At 72.5% G+C, this 16,414-nt stretch carries 15 protein-coding genes and 1 riboswitch; of the genes, 11 read left to right on the top strand and 4 right to left on the bottom strand.

Annotated features, from left to right (window positions below):
- The first annotated feature begins 61 nt into the window (after positions 1-61).
- From AB0C03_RS03285 to AB0C03_RS03265, 5 genes are all read left to right on the top strand, one after another.
- Positions 62-1,291, top strand: a complete 1,230-nt coding sequence (locus tag AB0C03_RS03285) for a winged helix-turn-helix domain-containing protein (RefSeq protein ID WP_357633894.1) — start codon at positions 62-64, stop codon at positions 1,289-1,291.
- A 55-nt stretch (positions 1,292-1,346) separates the two neighbouring features.
- Positions 1,347-1,868 (top strand): DUF2752 domain-containing protein, encoded by a 522-nt coding sequence (locus AB0C03_RS03280; RefSeq protein WP_357634484.1) that lies wholly within the window; start codon positions 1,347-1,349, stop codon positions 1,866-1,868.
- Positions 1,869-2,686: 818 nt separating this feature from the next.
- Positions 2,687-3,427, top strand: a complete 741-nt coding sequence (thyX, locus tag AB0C03_RS03275) for an FAD-dependent thymidylate synthase (RefSeq protein WP_124816891.1) — start codon at positions 2,687-2,689, stop codon at positions 3,425-3,427.
- A gap of 47 nt (positions 3,428-3,474) precedes the next feature.
- Positions 3,475-4,401 (top strand): 4-hydroxy-tetrahydrodipicolinate synthase, encoded by a 927-nt coding sequence (dapA, locus tag AB0C03_RS03270; RefSeq protein ID WP_030336845.1) that lies wholly within the window; start codon positions 3,475-3,477, stop codon positions 4,399-4,401.
- Positions 4,402-4,453: 52 nt separating this feature from the next.
- Positions 4,454-6,142 (top strand): ribonuclease J, encoded by a 1,689-nt coding sequence (locus tag AB0C03_RS03265; RefSeq protein WP_030336843.1) that lies wholly within the window; start codon positions 4,454-4,456, stop codon positions 6,140-6,142.
- A 64-nt stretch (positions 6,143-6,206) separates the two neighbouring features.
- On the opposite strand, the gene AB0C03_RS03260 is transcribed toward AB0C03_RS03265, so the two are convergent.
- Both AB0C03_RS03260 and AB0C03_RS03255 read right to left on the bottom strand, forming a co-directional pair.
- The gene (locus tag AB0C03_RS03260; RefSeq protein ID WP_400447294.1) at positions 6,207-7,865 is read right to left on the bottom strand and encodes a type III secretion system chaperone family protein; all 1,659 of its coding nucleotides are present in this window, start codon (positions 7,863-7,865) and stop codon (positions 6,207-6,209) included.
- A complete protein-coding gene (locus AB0C03_RS03255; protein WP_210861040.1) occupies positions 7,862-8,341 on the bottom strand; it encodes a YbjN domain-containing protein in 480 nt (159 codons plus the stop codon). The genes AB0C03_RS03260 and AB0C03_RS03255 overlap by 4 nt, the downstream gene beginning before the upstream one ends.
- A gap of 113 nt (positions 8,342-8,454) precedes the next feature.
- Here AB0C03_RS03255 and AB0C03_RS03250 point away from each other — a divergent pair, with 113 nt between their 5' ends.
- Positions 8,455-10,911 (top strand): FtsK/SpoIIIE family DNA translocase, encoded by a 2,457-nt coding sequence (locus AB0C03_RS03250; RefSeq protein WP_036412384.1) that lies wholly within the window; start codon positions 8,455-8,457, stop codon positions 10,909-10,911.
- Positions 10,912-10,977: 66 nt separating this feature from the next.
- On the opposite strand, the gene AB0C03_RS03245 is transcribed toward AB0C03_RS03250, so the two are convergent.
- On the bottom strand, positions 10,978-11,223 hold the full coding sequence (locus AB0C03_RS03245; protein WP_030336834.1) for a hypothetical protein: 246 nt from the start codon (positions 11,221-11,223) through the stop codon (positions 10,978-10,980).
- An 82-nt stretch (positions 11,224-11,305) separates the two neighbouring features.
- Positions 11,306-11,620 (bottom strand): quaternary ammonium compound efflux SMR transporter SugE, encoded by a 315-nt coding sequence (sugE, locus tag AB0C03_RS03240; RefSeq protein ID WP_030336832.1) that lies wholly within the window; start codon positions 11,618-11,620, stop codon positions 11,306-11,308.
- Positions 11,621-11,681: 61 nt separating this feature from the next.
- A riboswitch (guanidine-III (ykkC-III) riboswitch) is annotated at positions 11,682-11,752 on the bottom strand.
- A 92-nt stretch (positions 11,753-11,844) separates the two neighbouring features.
- Here sugE and AB0C03_RS03235 point away from each other — a divergent pair.
- The 5 genes from AB0C03_RS03235 (at position 11,845) to AB0C03_RS03215 (ending at position 16,316) form a co-directional block, all read left to right on the top strand.
- Positions 11,845-12,768, top strand: coding sequence for an ornithine cyclodeaminase family protein (locus AB0C03_RS03235; protein ID WP_030336829.1), 924 nt, complete (start codon positions 11,845-11,847; stop codon positions 12,766-12,768).
- A gap of 89 nt (positions 12,769-12,857) precedes the next feature.
- Positions 12,858-14,366, top strand: a complete 1,509-nt coding sequence (gene rimO, locus AB0C03_RS03230) for a 30S ribosomal protein S12 methylthiotransferase RimO (RefSeq protein ID WP_030336828.1) — start codon at positions 12,858-12,860, stop codon at positions 14,364-14,366.
- A gap of 77 nt (positions 14,367-14,443) precedes the next feature.
- Positions 14,444-15,034, top strand: coding sequence for a CDP-diacylglycerol--glycerol-3-phosphate 3-phosphatidyltransferase (pgsA, locus tag AB0C03_RS03225; protein WP_030336827.1), 591 nt, complete (start codon positions 14,444-14,446; stop codon positions 15,032-15,034).
- 151 nt (positions 15,035-15,185) lie between these two features.
- Positions 15,186-15,695 carry a CinA family protein gene (locus tag AB0C03_RS03220; RefSeq protein WP_357633886.1) on the top strand — a complete coding sequence of 170 codons (510 nt, stop codon included), beginning with the start codon at positions 15,186-15,188 and terminating at the stop codon, positions 15,693-15,695.
- 186 nt (positions 15,696-15,881) lie between these two features.
- Positions 15,882-16,316: a helix-turn-helix domain-containing protein gene (locus AB0C03_RS03215; protein ID WP_030336824.1), complete on the top strand. Its 435-nt coding sequence runs from the start codon at positions 15,882-15,884 to the stop codon at positions 16,314-16,316.
- The last annotated feature ends 98 nt before the right edge of the window (positions 16,317-16,414 follow it).

Below are 16,414 nucleotides of genomic sequence, written 5' to 3'. Positions count from 1 at the left end.
GTTGGTCGTCACGTCCAGCTTCCCGCACCGGCGTCGTACCGATGAATTAAGGTCGCCGACGATGACCACACCGGAATCACTCTCGCTCGCCCAGGCCCGCCGCGTGGCGCTCGCCGCACAGGGCTTCGCCGACCCGGCGCCGACGGGTGTGCCCACTCGCCGGCACCTGCGTCGGGTGCTGAGCCGGGTCGGGCTGATCCAGATGGACTCGGTCAACGTGCTGCAACGCGCGCACTACCTGCCGCTCTACAGCCGACTCGGGCCGTACCCGATCACACTGCTCGACCAGGCCGCCTACCGGCGCCCGCGGGAGCTGTTCGAGTACTGGGGCCACGAGGCGTCGTTGGTCCCAGTCGAGCTGCACCCGTTGCTGCGCTGGCGGATGGCCCGCGCGCACAGCGAATCCTGGGGCGGCATGCGGCGGATCGCGCAGGAGCAGCCGGAGCTGGTCGCCTGGGTCCGCGACGAGGTGGCCGCCCGGGGGCCGCTGACCGCCGCCGAGATCGAGCACGACGCCCCCCGGGAGACCGGCAACTGGGGGTGGAACTGGTCGGCCGTCAAGCGGGCCCTGGAGTTCCTGTTCTGGGCCGGGGAGGTGGCCGCCGCCGAGCGCAGCACCTCGTTCGCCCGCCGCTACGACCTGCCCGAGCGGGTGCTGCCGGCGGCGGCGCTGGCCGCGCCCACTCCGAGCGACGCCGAGGCGTACCGCACGCTGGTGGCCCTCGCCGCGCGGTCGCTCGGGGTGGCCGCCGAGCCGGAGTTGCGCGACTACTTCCGGTTGCCGTTGGCCGGCGCCCGGCAGGCCGTCGCGGAGCTGGCCGAGGCAGGTGAGCTGGTGCCGGTCACCGTGGCGGGCTGGCGACAGCCGGCGTGGCTGCACACGTCCGCCCGGTTGCCGCGCTGGGTGCGCGGCAACACACTGGTCAGCCCCTTCGATCCGTTGATCTGGGAACGTGCCCGCACCGAGCGGCTGTTCGACTTCAGCTACCGGATCGAGATCTACGTCCCGGCACCACAGCGGGTCTACGGCTACTACGTGCTGCCGTTCCTGCAGGGCGACCGGTTCACCGCCCGGGTCGACCTCAAGGCCGACCGCAAGGCCAAGGTGCTGCTGGTCCCGGCCGCCTGGCTCGAGCCCGGCGCCGACCCGGGGGAGACCGCGGTGGCGCTCGCCGCCGAGCTGTACCGGCTGGCCGGCTGGCTCGGCCTGGACGCGGTGGCACCGCCCGCGGCCGGCGACCTGGCCGGTCCGCTCACCGCCGCGTTGGCCGGCGTGTCCGGTGTACCGTGAGCGCGTGACGAGCGTTCCCGGACCGGTCGACAAGCCGCAGCCCGCCCCCGGGGCGGTGCACCAGGCCGCCCTGGCCGACGGTTCGGAGGGTTGGCCGGCGACCCCGCCGGGCGGTTACCCGGCACCCGAGCCGGACCGGCTCACCCGGTTCGTGCTGCGGCTCTACGAACGCTCCCCGCGCTGGGCGGTGCCGCTGGCCGCGGTCGGCTGCGTCGCCGTCGGTATGAGCTACGCGCTGCTCAGCAATCCGACGCACGCCGACCCGGATGCCGCGCCCACCTGTCTGCTCAAGTTGACCACCGGGTTGGACTGCCCGGGCTGTGGTGGCACCCGCGCCCTCTGGTACGTGCTGCACGGGGACCTTCCGGCCGCCGCCCGACACCACTTCGTGTTCATTTTCGCGCTGCCGTTCCTGGCGTACCTCTTCGTGGCCTGGGCAGGAAGTCAGGCGTTCGGGTGGCGAATGCCCGAGCTGCGGATCAGCTCGAGGGTCATCGGCGGCTTCCTGGCCGCATGGCTGGCCTTTTCGGTGCTCCGCAACCTGCCCTGGGCGCCGTTCACCTCGCTCTACGTCTGACCCCGTCGTCGCCCGACGCGCTGGTGCGCCGAGGTGCGCCATCGCCCGACGCGCTGTCCCGGCGTTCCTCGTCACTCATCCGCACACCCTCCGTCGTCTCCGTCCCGTCCGGCCCGCTGGTGCCCCGATGCTCCAGCGCGTAGATGTAGGGCTGGCATGCGTTGTTCGGCGTCCTTTGGAGCTGATCCGTTTACGACATCACGGGCCTCCTCCGCCGGTCGCCACTTGATCGACTCGGCATTCAGAAAACGGGGCCATCCACCCGACCCGGACACCCCGACTTACAGAAACGCGAGTCGATCACCAGTAGGCAGCCGGCAACCGCGCTCGCGGCGCACAGCGGCCGACGCATTCGCCCCGGGATCGTGCTCGATCCTGGATGTAGTGGTGTCAGGCGCGGGGGCTGCCACTACATCCAGGATGTTGCATGATCTGTGGGTGGAGCGGCTGCCGGGCCGCTCGGGCCGCTCGGGTCGTTCGGGCCGCTCGGGCCGCTCGGGCCGTTCGGGCGCGCTCGTCAGGTTGGGAGCCCGTCCTCGGTAGAGAGACGTGCCTGGTCGAGAGAGCCCGATCCACCGCGCTGATGTCGCAAACGATTCAGCTCCAAAGGACGCCGATGGAACTGCCCGCCCCGACCCCGGGCCCAGCAACGATGACGCCGGACGCCGGACGCCGGACCGGACGCCGGACCGGCCCCCTGGATCCCGGCCCGGGCTTCGGCGGCGGCGCCACCACTGCCTGAGTGATCGACATTGCACGGGGCGCGCCTGAGTTGGGCCGACCGGCACCGCACCACTACAGTCCCAGGAATGCCGGACATGGTGCAGCCCCAGGTCAAGTTGATCGCGTGGACCCAATTCGCGGCCCCGGACGACGTACCGTGGTCGACCGACGCGGAGGGTGGCCAGGCACTCGCGGAGTTCGCCGGTCGGGCCTGCTACCAGTCGTGGAAGAAGCCGAACCCGGCGACCGCCACCAACGCCGGCTACCTGGCGCACATCCTCGAGGTGGGTCACCTCAGCGTGCTGGAGCACGGGTCGGTCACCTTCTACTTCACCGGGGTGTCCCGCTCCTTCACCCACGAGCTGATCCGGCACCGGCACTTCTCGTACTCCCAGCTGTCCCAACGGTACGTCCCGGAGCGGGACGCGGCCATGGTCGAGCCGGCGGTCATCGCCGACGACCCCGAGCTGCACAAGAAGTTCGTGGAGGCGGCCGAGGCGAGCGTTCGGGCGTACACCGAGTTGCTGGAGGGCCTCGAGCAGCGCTTCTCCGACGAGCCGAACCCGACGCTGCGCCGTAAGCAGGCACGGCAGGCGGCCCGGGCGGTGCTGCCCAACGCCACCGAGACCCGGATCGTGGTCTCCGGCAACTACCGGGCCTGGCGGCACTTCATCGCGATGCGGGCCACCGAGCACGCCGATGTGGAGATCCGTGAGCTGGCCGTCGAGTGCCTGCGCCAGCTGCAGGGTGTCGCCCCGAACGTGTTCGCCGACTTCGTGATCTCCACGCTGCCGGACGGCACCGAGGTGGCGGCCAGCCCGCACGAGGCGTCCTGAGCCCTTCCCCGGCAGGGCCCGGCTGGTCGTCCGCTAGGTTGGAGGGTATGACGCACGACCACCTCGACGCCGCGGCCCGACCGGCGTCCCGCCCTTTCGGCCGGCTGCTGACAGCCATGGTGACCCCGTTCACCCCCGACGGTTCCCTCGATCTCGACGGCGCCGCCCGGCTGGCGAGCCACCTGGTCGACGAGCAGGGCAACGACGCGCTGGTGGTCAACGGCACCACCGGTGAGTCGCCGACGACCACCGACGCGGAGAAGGAACACCTGATCCGGGCCGTGGTGGAGGCCGTCGGTGACCGCGCCAAGGTGGTCGCGGGCGTCGGCACCAACGACACCCGGCACACCATCGAGCTGGCCGCCGCCGCCGAGAAGGCGGGTGCGCACGGCCTGCTGGTGGTCACCCCGTACTACAACAAGCCGCCGCAGAGCGGGTTGCTGCGCCACTTCACCGCGGTGGCCGACGCCACCGGCCTGCCGGTGATGCTGTACGACATTCCGCACCGCTCCGGCGTGCCGATCGACACCGAGACGCTGGTCCGGCTCGCCGAACACGGCCGGATCGTCGCGGTCAAGGACGCCAAGGGCGACCTGACCGCGACCAGCTGGGTCACCAGCCGCACCACCCTCGCCTTCTACAGCGGCGAGGACGCGCTCACCCTGCCGGCGCTGGCCGTCGGCAGCGTGGGCGTGGTCGGCACCTCGACGCACTTCACCGGGGCGCTGACCGCACAGATGATCGAGGCGTACGACGCGGGGGACATGCCGACCGCGCTGTCCCTGCACCGGCGGCTGCTGCCGCTGTTCACCGGCATCTTCCGTACCCAGGGCACGATCCTGGTGAAGGCGGGCCTGGCGTCGCTGGGCCTGCCGGCCGGCCCGGTGCGACCCCCGCTCGTGGACGCCACCGACGACGAGATCGCCCAGCTGCGCGCGGACTTCGCGGCAGCGGGCCTGGAGCTGCCCGAATGAACGAACGAAACGATGGACGTCGAGTGACGGCGTCGCAGAACGAGGTGGACGCGTGACCGAGGCGCACATCGGGGCGGAACTACCCCCGCCGTTGCCGGAAGGCGGCCTGCGGATCATTCCGCTCGGCGGGCTCGGCGCCATCGGTCGGAACATGACCGTCTTCGAGTACGACGGCAAGTTGCTGATCGTCGACTGCGGGGTGCTGTTCCCCGACGTCGAGCAGCCGGGTGTGGATCTGATCCTGCCCGACTTCGGCCCGATCCTGGACCGGCTCGCCGACGTCCAGGCGATCGTGCTGACGCACGGCCACGAGGACCACATCGGCGCGGTGCCGTACCTGCTCGCCCACAAGCCCGACATCCCGCTGGTCGGCTCCCAGTTCACCCTCGCCCTGGTCGAGGCGAAGTTGGCCGAGCGGCGGATCCAGCCGTACACGCTGACCGTGCGGGAGGGTGGCCGCGAGCGGCTCGGCCCGTTCGAGTGTGAGTTCTTCGCTGTCAACCACTCGATCCCGGACGCTCTCGCGGTGGCCATCCGCACCCCCGCCGGCCTGGTGCTGCACACCGGCGACTTCAAGATGGACCAGCTCCCCCTGGACGGTCGGATCACCGACCTGGCCGGCTTCGCCCGGCTCGGCGCCGAAGGCGTCGACCTGCTGCTGTCCGACTCCACCAACGCGGAGATCCCCGGCTTCGTCACCCCGGAGCGGGAGATCGGGCCGGTGCTCGACTCGATCTTCGCGAAGGCCAAGGGCCGGATCATCGTGGCCTCGTTCGCCTCGCACGTGCACCGCGTGCAGCAGGTCTTCGACTCCGCCGCCGAGCACGGCCGCAAGGTCGCGCTGATCGGCCGGTCCATGGTCCGCAACATGGGCATCGCCCGGGACCTCGGCCTGCTCAACATCCCGGCCGGCCTGGTCATCGGGATCGAGGAGGCGACCACGCTGCCGCCGGAGCAGATCGTGTTGATGTCCACCGGTTCGCAGGGTGAGCCGATGAGCGCGCTGGGCCGGATGGCCAGCGGCGACCACCGGCACATCACCATCGCCCCCGGCGACACGGTCGTGCTGGCCTCGTCACTGGTGCCCGGCAACGAGACCTCGGTCTACCGGGTGATCAACCGGCTGGCCCGGGCCGGCGCGGTGGTCGTGCACAAGGACGTGGCCAAGGTGCACGTCTCCGGGCACGCCCCCGCCGGGGAGCTGCTCTACCTGCTCAACGTGGTCCGCCCCAGCAACCTGATGCCCGTGCACGGCGAGTGGCGTCACCTGCGCGCCCACGCCCGGCTCGGCATCGAGTCCGGGGTCGCGGCCGACCGGGTGGTGCTCTGCGAGGACGGCGACGTGGTCGACCTGGTCGAGGGCCGCGCCAGCCTGGTCGGGCACGTGAAGAGCCGGTACGTCTACGTGGACGGCCTCGCCGTCGGTGACGTCAGCGAGTCGTTGCTCACCGAGCGGCGAATCCTCGGTGACGGCGGTTTCATCGCCACCACCGTCGTGGTCGACTCGGTCACCGGCAAGGTGGTCGCCGGCCCGACGCTCTCCGCGAAGGGCTTCTCCGAGGACCCGGAGGCGTTCAACCCGGTGGTGCCGCTGGTCACCGAGGCGCTCAACCGGGCCGCGGCCGACGGGATCACCGACCCGCACCAGTTGCAGCAGATCGTCCGGCGGACCGTGGGGCGGTGGGTCAACGACAAGTACCGTCGTCGGCCGATGATCGTGCCCACCGTCGTCGAGGTCTGAGCGACGTCCGCTGACGCCGGTCCACCCGAACGGGGTGGGCCGGCGTTCGCCGTGTTCGGGGCGGTCAGGGCAGCGCGGCGGCCGCCTCGGCGTACGCGACGCCGGTGGCGATGGCGGCGTCCATGAGGACCCGCAGCTGCGCCGGGGCGACCCCGTGCGCCAGGTCGGTGGCCACGTCGCCGGCAAGCACCAACTCGTCGCCGAGGTCGTGCGCGTACGCCTTGGGCAGCAGCCGGTCGTGGTTCCACGCGTTGCAGAAGGCGTACGCCTCGGCGCGGCGGGCCGCCGGCAGCCGACGGTTGGCCATGGCCCGGGCGTGCAGCACCTCACCGCGCTCACCGGCCCGCCGGAACTGGATCACCGCACCGTCCCAGTGGCCGACCACCGTCCCGCCCTCGTCCAGCACGTACCGGTCGCCGCGCCCGTCCAGGACGGCGGTGATCATGGTGAGGGAGAGCGCGGACACCTCGCGTTCACCCAGCTCGGCCTCGACGTCGCGGCGGTCGGTGTCGGGATCGTCGAGCCCGGCACCGTCGTCGTCGGTGGGCAGCGGAACCAGCGCCGCGAGGGGGCGCTCGGCCAACCAGGCGGCCATCCGTCCGGAGTGGTGCCCGGTCCCGTTGCGCGCGTCGAAGCTGCCGGCCAACTCGCTGGCCACCCCGAGCAGCAGCGCCCCGAGCGAAGCCACGTCCAGCTCGGTGGCGGTCCGCTCGCCATACGCCGGGCGGGGCATCGTCCGCCCGCCGAGCCCTGCCTCCACGGCCAGCGCACAGACCAGTGCCCCGGCGGCGGCGAACTCCATGGCGGCCAGATCGTCGGTCGGCCGGTCCAACCGGGGCAGCTGCTCGGCCAGAATGGCCAGGCCGCGTTCCAGGTGCCCGCCCAGCGCGCAGAACCGCAGGTGCGCGGCGAGGTGCCCGAATGCCGCCCGCTCGTGCCGGTGCCGGCGGTAGGCCCGCACGTGTGCCGCCGCCGCCCGCGCCGGCTCGCCGGTACGCAGCGCCGGCAGCAGACCGGCGACCAGGTCCCGCTCGGGCTGGTCGGTACAGGACCGTGGATCGCCGTCGGATGCGTCGAGTTCGGTGAGCGCGGCGCGCCACTCGCCCCAACCGGCCAGCAGCTCGGCACGCCGGGCCGAGGCGCAGCCCGGGCAGCCGCCGGCCGGACCGGGCCGTTTCCCGGACCACCGCTCGTACCAGTGCCGGGCGGTGGGCTCGTCGCCCAGGTGATCGGCGATCCGGCAGTGCAGCTCCGCGACGGTCGGTGTGTCCGGGCCGTCCGCCCCGACGCGGTGGGCCAGGTCGTGCAGCAGGGACCGGGTCTGGTCCAGCCCGACCCTGGGGGTCCCGAGCAGCGCCTCCACCGCGTACCGCTGGTAACGCAGCAGCAGCCCGTTCTCCGCGTCGGTGAGGAGGTCGGGCCGGTGGTCGGCGGCGGCCCGGCAGCGCCGGACCGGCTCGACCAGCCGCCACCGCTCCCCGTGCAGCAGATACGCCTCGATCAGCGCGAACCGGGCGTCCATCCCGGACCGGACGTCGCCGGCCCCGTCGGCGCGTTCGGCGAGCCGTTCCAGGGCCACCTGCCGGGCCGGGCCGTCGGGGAGGTCCCGGGCGTCGGCGAGCGCGGCCTCCAACGCCGGTACGCGGCCCCGGGCGAGGCGGTCACCGGGACCGGTGGGTGGCGTGCCGGTGCGGTTGCCGGTGGACTCGTCCCGGCCGGTCACGACGGCACCGCGCCGGGCAGTCGACGGACCGCCACGGCCAGCTGGCAGCCGGTGGAGATGCCACAGTCGAGCAGTTGGTCGAGCTGGTGGGGGGTCACCCCGCGTTCCAGGTCGGTGATCACCTCGCCGTACACCCGGGCTCGACCGTCGTCGTCGACGTGCACGAACGCCTTCGGCCAGAGCCGGTCGTGGTTCCAGGAGTTGCAGAACGCGTACAGGTCGGGAACCCGTTCGATGCCGAAGGTCGGATCGACCATGGTGCGGATCTGGAGCAGCTCCCCGTCACCGCCGACGCGGAGGAACCAGATCATGTTGTCGTCGAAGAGGCCCACCAGGTCGCCGTCGGGTGTCGGGCCGACGGACCGGCCACGGGCAGCGAGCACCGCGGAGACCAGGTCACCGGTCAGCGGACGCAGTGCGCCAGGGTGGCCGGCCAGCGGATCGTCCGGATCGCCCGCGAGTTCCGGCGACGCCATGGGGCATCCCTTCTGAGGCGGATATCACGACCGGCGGTGGGGTTCGTGTTACGACGCGCGGACACGACCCGGAAAAGCGGGGATCTGCCCGGCCCCACCGTTACCGTGACTCTATGGCGGGCCGTACCTCTCAGGCGAGCCGGCGGCGCGGCGCGTCGCCGCGCGGTGGCACCAACAGTCGTGCCCGTCAACCGGCGAAGAAGACCCGGGCACCGGTCCGACGGCGCACCACGCCGCCCCGACCCGGCCCCGCGGTCTACGTCGGCCGCGCGATCGGTGCACTGTGGATGGGGCTGGCGCACGGGATGGGCTGGGCCGTGCGCGCCGCCGGGCGGCAGGCCGCATCGGCCCGTGACCTCGACCCGGAGCACCGCCGGGACGGCGCCGGGTTGCTCATGTTCGGGCTCGCCCTGCTCTCCGCCGTGGCGCTCTGGCTGTCCGGAGCGGGGCCGGTGGGCGCGCGACTGGCCGACACGATCCGGCTGTTCCTGGGCGCGATCTCGGTGGTCGTACCGGTGCTGTTGATGATCGGGGCGTGGCGGCTGATGCGTCAGCCGGCGGACCCGGAGCACCGCGGCCGCGGGTTGATCGGTTGGGGTTCGCTGCTGGTGTCGACGGCGGCGTTGCTCCAGATCGGCCAGGACCCGGTGGACACCGTGGAACGTGACTTCGCCGGCGGCCTGATCGGCGCGGGCGTCGGTGGGCTGTTGGAGCGGGCGGTGACCGCCTGGGTGGCGGTGCCGCTGCTCGTCCTGTTGCTGCTCTTCGGCCTGCTTGTGGTGACCGCGACGCCGATCAACAAGATTCCCGAGCGGCTGGGTCTGCTCGCCGGCGGGCTGGTGGGCGCACCGGAGACCGACGAGGAGGTCGACGAGCCGGTCGCGAAGCCGGCCCGCAAGCGACCGGCCAAGCGGATGCCCCCACCACTGGACCCGGACGACTTCGAGGACCTGGACGGCGCTGACCTCCAGGAGACCATGGTGCTGCCGCGCAAGGCTCCGGCGAAGGTGCCGGCGAGCCGCAAGCCGCCGGTCGAGCCGCCGGAGCACTCGCCGGCGCCGACCCGGGCCGAGCAGCTCGCGTTGACCGGGCTGGCCGGGGACTACACCCTGCCGCCGGCCAACATGCTCAGCGCCGGGGCCGCCGCGAAGACCCGCAGCAAGGCCAACGACGAGGTGATCGCCGCGCTGACCGGCGTGTTCGACCAGTTCGATGTGGACGCCGCGGTCACCGGCTTCACCCGTGGTCCGACCGTCACCCGTTACGAGGTGGAGTTGGGCCACGGCGTCAAGGTCGAGCGGATCACCCAGCTGTCCCGCAACATCGCGTACGCGGTGAAGTCGCCGGACGTCCGGATCCTCAGCCCGATCCCGGGCAAGAGCGCCGTCGGTGTGGAGATCCCGAACACCGACCCGGAGAACGTCGCCCTCGGTGACGTGCTGCGCTCGCGGGCGGCGACCAGCGATCACCACCCGATGGTGGTGGCGCTCGGTAAGGACATCGAGGGCGGCTACGTGGTGGCCAACCTCGCCAAGATGCCGCACATCCTGATCGCCGGCGCGACCGGCGCGGGCAAGTCGAGCTGCCTCAACACCCTGTTGGTCTCCATCCTCACCCGGGCCACGCCGGACGAGGTGCGGCTGCTGCTGATCGACCCGAAGCGGGTCGAGATGACCGGCTACGAGGGCATCCCGCACCTGGTCACCCCGATCGTGACCAACGCCAAGAAGGCGGCCGACTCGCTGGACTGGGTGGTCCGCGAGATGGACATGCGCTACGACGACCTCGCCGCCAACGGGGTCCGGCACATCGACGACTTCAACCGCAAGGTCCGCAACGGCGAGATCAAGGCCCCGCCGGGCAGCGAGCGGGAGATGCGGCCGTACCCGTACCTGTTGGTGATCGTGGACGAGCTGGCCGATTTGATGATGGTCGCGCCGCGCGACGTGGAGGACTCGGTCGTCCGGATCACCCAGCTGGCCCGGGCCGCCGGCATCCACCTGGTGCTGGCCACCCAGCGCCCCTCGGTGGACGTGGTGACCGGTCTGATCAAGGCGAACGTGCCGTCCCGACTGGCGTTCGCCACCTCCTCCCTGGCGGATTCCCGGGTCATCCTCGACCAGCCGGGCGCGGAGAAGCTGCTCGGTCGTGGTGACGGGCTCTTCCTGCCGATGGGCGCCTCCAAGCCGGTCCGCATCCAGGGCGCCTGGGTCACCGAGCGCGAGATCGCCGACGTGGTGAAGTTCTGCAAGGACCAGCGGGAGCCGGAGTTCCGGCCGGACGTGCTGGCCCCGGCGCAGGAGAGCAAGAAGAAGATCGACGAGGACATCGGCGACGACCTCGACCTGTTGGTGCAGGCGGTGGAGTTGGTGGTCACCTCGCAGTTCGGCTCGACCTCGATGCTCCAGCGCAAGTTGCGGGTCGGTTTCGCCAAGGCGGGCCGCCTGATGGACCTGATGGAGACCCGGGGGGTGGTCGGGCCGTCCGAGGGGTCGAAGGCGCGCGACGTGCTGGTCAAGCCGGACGAGTTGGACGAGGTCCTGGGCGGCCTGCGCGGCGACGTGGACTGACCGACAGCCGACCCCGGACGCACGACGGGCCCGCCGGTAGCCGGCGGGCCCGTGACGGGGAAGAGGTCAGTTGTTGATCAACGCGCCGATGATCACCAGGCTGATGATCGCGGCGACGACGCTCGCCACGGCGGCGTACCAGCCCAGCGGCTTGTCGCCCAGCACGGCGCCGACGACGCCCGCGATGACGCCGAGTACGCCGAAGATGATCGGGTTGAGCAGCAGGGCCAGGACCGCGAAGACGAAACCCACGATGGTGACGATGCGGGCGGCGTTGCTGCGGGGACGGGCGGTGCTCGGCATGTCGGCCATGTCTTCCTCCGGTTGAGAGCCTGTCGTGACAGATCGATCACTACCCACTGGTGGGGCCGGTCACGCCTGCCGTCGGGACACCTCAGTGGAAGATTTTCAACCCGATCACGCCCGCGACCACCAGCAGCAGGCAGAGGATCCGGGGCAGGCTCGCCGACTCGCCGAGCGTCAGCATCCCGACCAGTGCGGTGCCGACCGCGCCGATGCCGACCCAGACGGCGTAGCCGGTGCCGACGGGAATGTCCCGCAGCGCGTACGACAGCCCGGCCATGCTCAGCAGCAGGGTCACCACGAACACCACGGACGGGATCAGCCGGCTGAAACCGGCGCTGCGGTCCAGGGCGATCGCCCAGGCCGTCTCCAGCAGTCCTGAGATCACCAGCACGAGCCAGGCCATCGTTCACCTCACCGGGAGCGCCCGGGGCTGCCGCGCCGGGACGAGTCGAGTCTGCACGTCACGCGGGGCGTCTTGGCCTGACCGGGTACGCCCACCACTCGTCCGGAGTGACCACGAGCATCCGGCCACCGGGTCCGACGCTAGCACCGCCCCCGGCGCCGTGGCGGTGACCACCGCCACGCTCCGTTGACCTCTACCTGACTTCAACATGCACTATCGCCAGCATGACCCTGCTCTACGCCGACCCCGAGGTCGCCGCCACGCTGGACGCCGCCACCACGGTCGACGCCATGCGCGCCGCGCTCCTGGCCGCGTACGAGGGACGCCTGATCGCACCGCCCCGGGCCGCCGCACCGCTCAACGGCGGGCGGATGGTGCTCACCGCCGGGCACCTGGTCGGCGAGTGGTACGGCTTCCGCTCGTACGACACCTTCGGTCACCCGCAGGGCGAGCAGTTGGTGGTGCTGCACGACGCCCGGACCGGGGCGGTCCGGGCGGTGGCTGTCGGCGAGGAGCTGGGCTCCCGTCGTACCGGCGGGTTGGGTGGTGTCGCTGTCGACGCGCTGGCCCGGTCCGACGCCGCCACCCTCGGTGTGATCGGCTCCGGCCGGCAGGCGTGGACCCAGGTATGGGCCGCCGCCGCGGTCCGCCCGCTACGCGAGGTGGTGGTGCACAGCCGGTCCGCCGCTCGCCGGGAGACCTTCGCCAGCCGGGTCCGTGCCGAACTGGGCGTGCCGGCCCGCGCGGTGGCCGACCCGGGCTCGGCCGTCGCCGGGCGGGACCTGGTGGTGCTGGCGACCACCAGCCCGACCCCGGTGCTGCGCGCCGCCGACCTCAGCCCCGGCACCCACGTCAACGCGGTCGGCTTCAAGCAACGCGACCGCAGCGAGTTCGGGACCGACCTGCTGGACACCGCCGATCTGCTGGTCACCGACTCACCGGTCCAGGCGGTCGACTACCAGCCGCCGATGCTCGCCGCCACGCCCCCGTACCTCGGGCGGTTGCGCGACCTGGGCGGCGTCCTGGCCGGCGCGGTCCCCGGCCGGACCAGCGCGGACCAGGTCTCGGTCTTCTGCTGCACCGGCCTGGCCGGCACCGAGGTGTTCCTGCTCGACGCGCTGACCCGGGTGGCCGCCCCGGCCCGCTGACCGGGCCCGGACGGCTGCCGGCCGACATTGTGTCGACCGTCTCCGCAGCCCGCGTGCGTGGGCTCACCGGGCCGGCCCGGTACCCTCGGATGGTGTCTGCCACCTCTCCTTCGCCCGCTGACCACGCCGAGGGCCGTCGTGTCGCCCTGCTGACCCTGGGCTGTGCCCGCAACGAGGTCGACTCGGAGGAGCTGGCCGCCCGCCTGCACGCCGACGGCTGGCAGGTGAGCACCGACGGCGAGGGCGCCGACGTGGTGGTCGTCAACACCTGCGGTTTCGTGGAGAAGGCCAAGCAGGACTCCATCCAGACCCTGCTCGCCGCCGCCGGGACGGGCGCCAAGGTGGTCGCCGCGGGCTGCATGGCCGAGCGGTACGGCAAGGAGCTTGCCGACAGCCTCCCCGAGGCGCAGGCGGTGCTGAGCTTCGACGACTACCCGGACATCGCCGCCCGGCTCAACGCCGTCGTCGCCGGCGAGCAGATCAGCGCGCACACCCCGCGCGACCGGCGGGAGCTGCTGCCGCTGACTCCGGTGCGCCGCCGCGACAGCGGGGTGTCGCTGCCCGGCCACGGCACCGTGACCCGCACTCCCACCGACACCGACGAGCACACGCCGGCGCACCTGCGCCAGGTGCTGCGCCGACGGCTCGACACCGGCCCGGTGGCCTCGCTGAAGTTGGCCAGCGGCTGCGACCGCCGCTGCGCGTTCTGCGCCATCCCGGCCTTCCGGGGGGCGTTCGTCTCGCGTACCCCGGACGAGCTGCTCGCCGAGGCGGAGTGGCTGGCCAAGTCCGGGGTGCGGGAGCTGGTGCTGGTCAGCGAGAACTCCACCTCGTACGGCAAGGACCTGGGTGACCCGCGCGCCCTGGAGAAGCTGCTGCCGCAGCTCGCCGCGGTGACCGGCATCGTCCGGGTGCGGGCGAGCTACCTCCAGCCGGCCGAGACCCGGCCGGGGCTGGTCGAGGCGATCGCCACGACCCCGGGTGTGGCACCGTACTTCGACCTGTCGTTCCAGCACTCCAGCGAGCCGGTGCTGCGCCGGATGCGGCGTTTCGGCTCCACCGACCGGTTCCTGGAGCTGTTGGCCGGTGCCCGTGCGCTGGCCCCGGACGCGGGCGCCCGGAGCAACTTCATCGTCGGTTTCCCCGGCGAGACCCGCGCCGACGTCGACGAGCTGGTCCGGTTCCTGACCGAGGCCCGGCTGGACGCGATCGGCATGTTCGACTACAGCGACGAGGACGGCACCGAGGCCGCCGGCCTGCCCGGCAAGGTCTCCGCCGCCACGATCAAGCGACGGTACGACCGGCTCAGCGCGCTCGCCGACGAGCTCTGCTCGCAGCGGGCCGAGGACCGCCTCGGCTCGACGGTCGAGGTGCTGGTCGACACGATCGAGGACGGCGTGGTGGAGGGCCGGGCGGCGCACCAGGCGCCGGAGGTGGACGGCTCCACCACCCTGGTCGCCCCGGCCGAGGGTGGGGTCGACCTTTCCGCGCTGCGCCCGGGTGACCTGGTGCGCGCAACGGTGACCGGCACCGAAGGGGTGGACCTGCTCGCCGTGCCGGATGAGATGATCTCGGCGGCGCCCGGCGCGGCACGGTGACGGCGGGCCCGAGCGGAGCGGGGGAGCCACGTGGTGCGGTACCGGGAACGCCACGGCGACCCGAGCGGGGTGCGGCGGTGACCGGGGCGACGGAGTCGACGCCCGGCCGGGTGGTGGCCGTGGTCCCCGTCGTCAACGCCGCCAACGCGCTGACCGCCCTGCGGCTGGTGCTGGTGCCGGTCTTCGCCGCCTCGGTGATCATGTCCGGGATGACCCACGCCGGGTGGCGGATGGCGGCCTGCCTGATCTTCGCCGTGGCCTCGGCGACCGACCTCGTGGACGGCTGGATCGCCCGCCGCTTCGGGCTGGTCACCTCGGTCGGCAAGGTGGCCGACCCGATCGCCGACAAGGCGCTCACCGGTGCGGCGCTGGTGCTGCTCTCCTGGTACGACCAGCTGCCCTGGTGGGTGACCGCGCTGATCCTCGTCCGCGAGCTGGGCATCACCGGGTTGCGGTTCTGGGTGATCCGGCACGGTGTGATCGCCGCCAGCCGAGGCGGCAAGGTCAAGACGGCGCTCCAGATCCTGGCCATCGCCTGGTACCTGTGGCCGATGCCGGCCGCGCTCGCCGCCGTCGGGCCGTGGATCATGGCCGCCGCCGTCCTGGTCACGGTGGCCACCGGCTTCGACTACATAGCCCAGGCCCTCCGCCTGCGCCGCCCCCGGTAACCCACCCCACCCCCGTTGACCATGAAGTTGTTGCCATCCGAGGCGGTGTGTCGTGGCAATAACTTCATGATCGACGCGATGGGGTTGGGGTTGGGGATCGGTGGGTGGGGAAGGACTGGGGGATGCGGCGAGGGGTGAGGGCGGGGTGGCGGTGAACAGCGCTGGGGTGAGTGGTGCCGAGGTGGGCAGCGCGGCGGCCGCGGTGGTGCACCGGTTGTCCGAGCGGCACGAGACGCTCGCCACCGTCGAATCCCTCACGGGCGGGTCGCTGGCCGCCTCGATCGTGAACATCGCCGGGGTCAGCGGGGTCTACCAGGGTGGCCTCGTGGTCTACGCCACCGAGTTGAAGGCGACACTGGCTGGCGTCCCCGCCGACCTGCTCGCCGAGCGAGGGCCGGTGGACCCGGAGGTGGCGGCGGCGCTCGCCGAGGGCGGCCGACAGCGGTGCGGTGCGGACTGGGGACTGGCCACCACCGGGGTCGCCGGTCCCGAACCGCAGGACGGCAAGCCGGTGGGCCTGGTCTACGTGGCGGTCGCCGGCCCGAACGGCGGTGAGGTCCGCCAGCTCGACCTGGACGGCGGGCGCGACCACGTCCGGGCGGCGGCGGTGGTCGAGGCGCTGCGGCTGCTCACCGAGCGGCTGGTCGCCGCGGCACGGTGAAAGCCGCCCAGGGGCGGGGTCGGCAGCCCGGCAGGCCCGCCCCGGCGAACCGACGGGCGGGGCGGGATGTCGCCCGGGCCCGCAACGGGTACGGTTGCGGGAAGGCTCCGACGTTCGGGGTCGGCGTGGTCCGCCGCGACCGGCTGCCCAGCGCCGGGCGCGAGGAATCCCTCTGGGGGAGGTGCGATGATCCTGCTACGCCGGGTGATCGGTGACGCACTGCGAGCGCGCCGGCAGGGCCAGCAGCGCACGCTGCGTGAGGTCTCCACCGCCGCCAACGTCAGCCTCGGCTACCTCTCCGAGATCGAACGGGGGCACAAGGAGCCGTCCAGCGAGCTGCTCGCCGCGATCTGTGACGCCCTCGGTGCCCGCCTGTCCGAGCTGCTGCGTGAGGTGAGCGACACCGTGGCGCTCGCCGAGCAGATGCCCGAGGTGCTCGTCTCGATGCCGGACGAGCCGGCCGCCGCCGAGCCCAAGAGCACCAACCGGGGGGTCCGTCGGGTCACCTCCGACGGCAAGGTCGCCGTCTCGGTCCGCCAGGACTCGCCGCTCAAGGCCACCCTGCGCAGCACCCGGGTCCGCCCGACCGAGCGCGACCGGGACGTGGTCTGCGCCGCCTGACGCCGATCCGGCTGACCGTGGGCGAGGTGGCCCCGGCCGCGTAGGGTTGCTCGCAGGAGCCGCCGGTGCTGTCGACCGCCCGGTACGGATGCCTCGTT

It is taken from the genome of Micromonospora parva (genome assembly GCF_040649675.1).
Classification (GTDB): Bacteria; Actinomycetota; Actinomycetes; order Mycobacteriales; family Micromonosporaceae; genus Micromonospora; species Micromonospora parva.
This window is presented reverse-complemented; position numbering and strand designations above follow the sequence as displayed.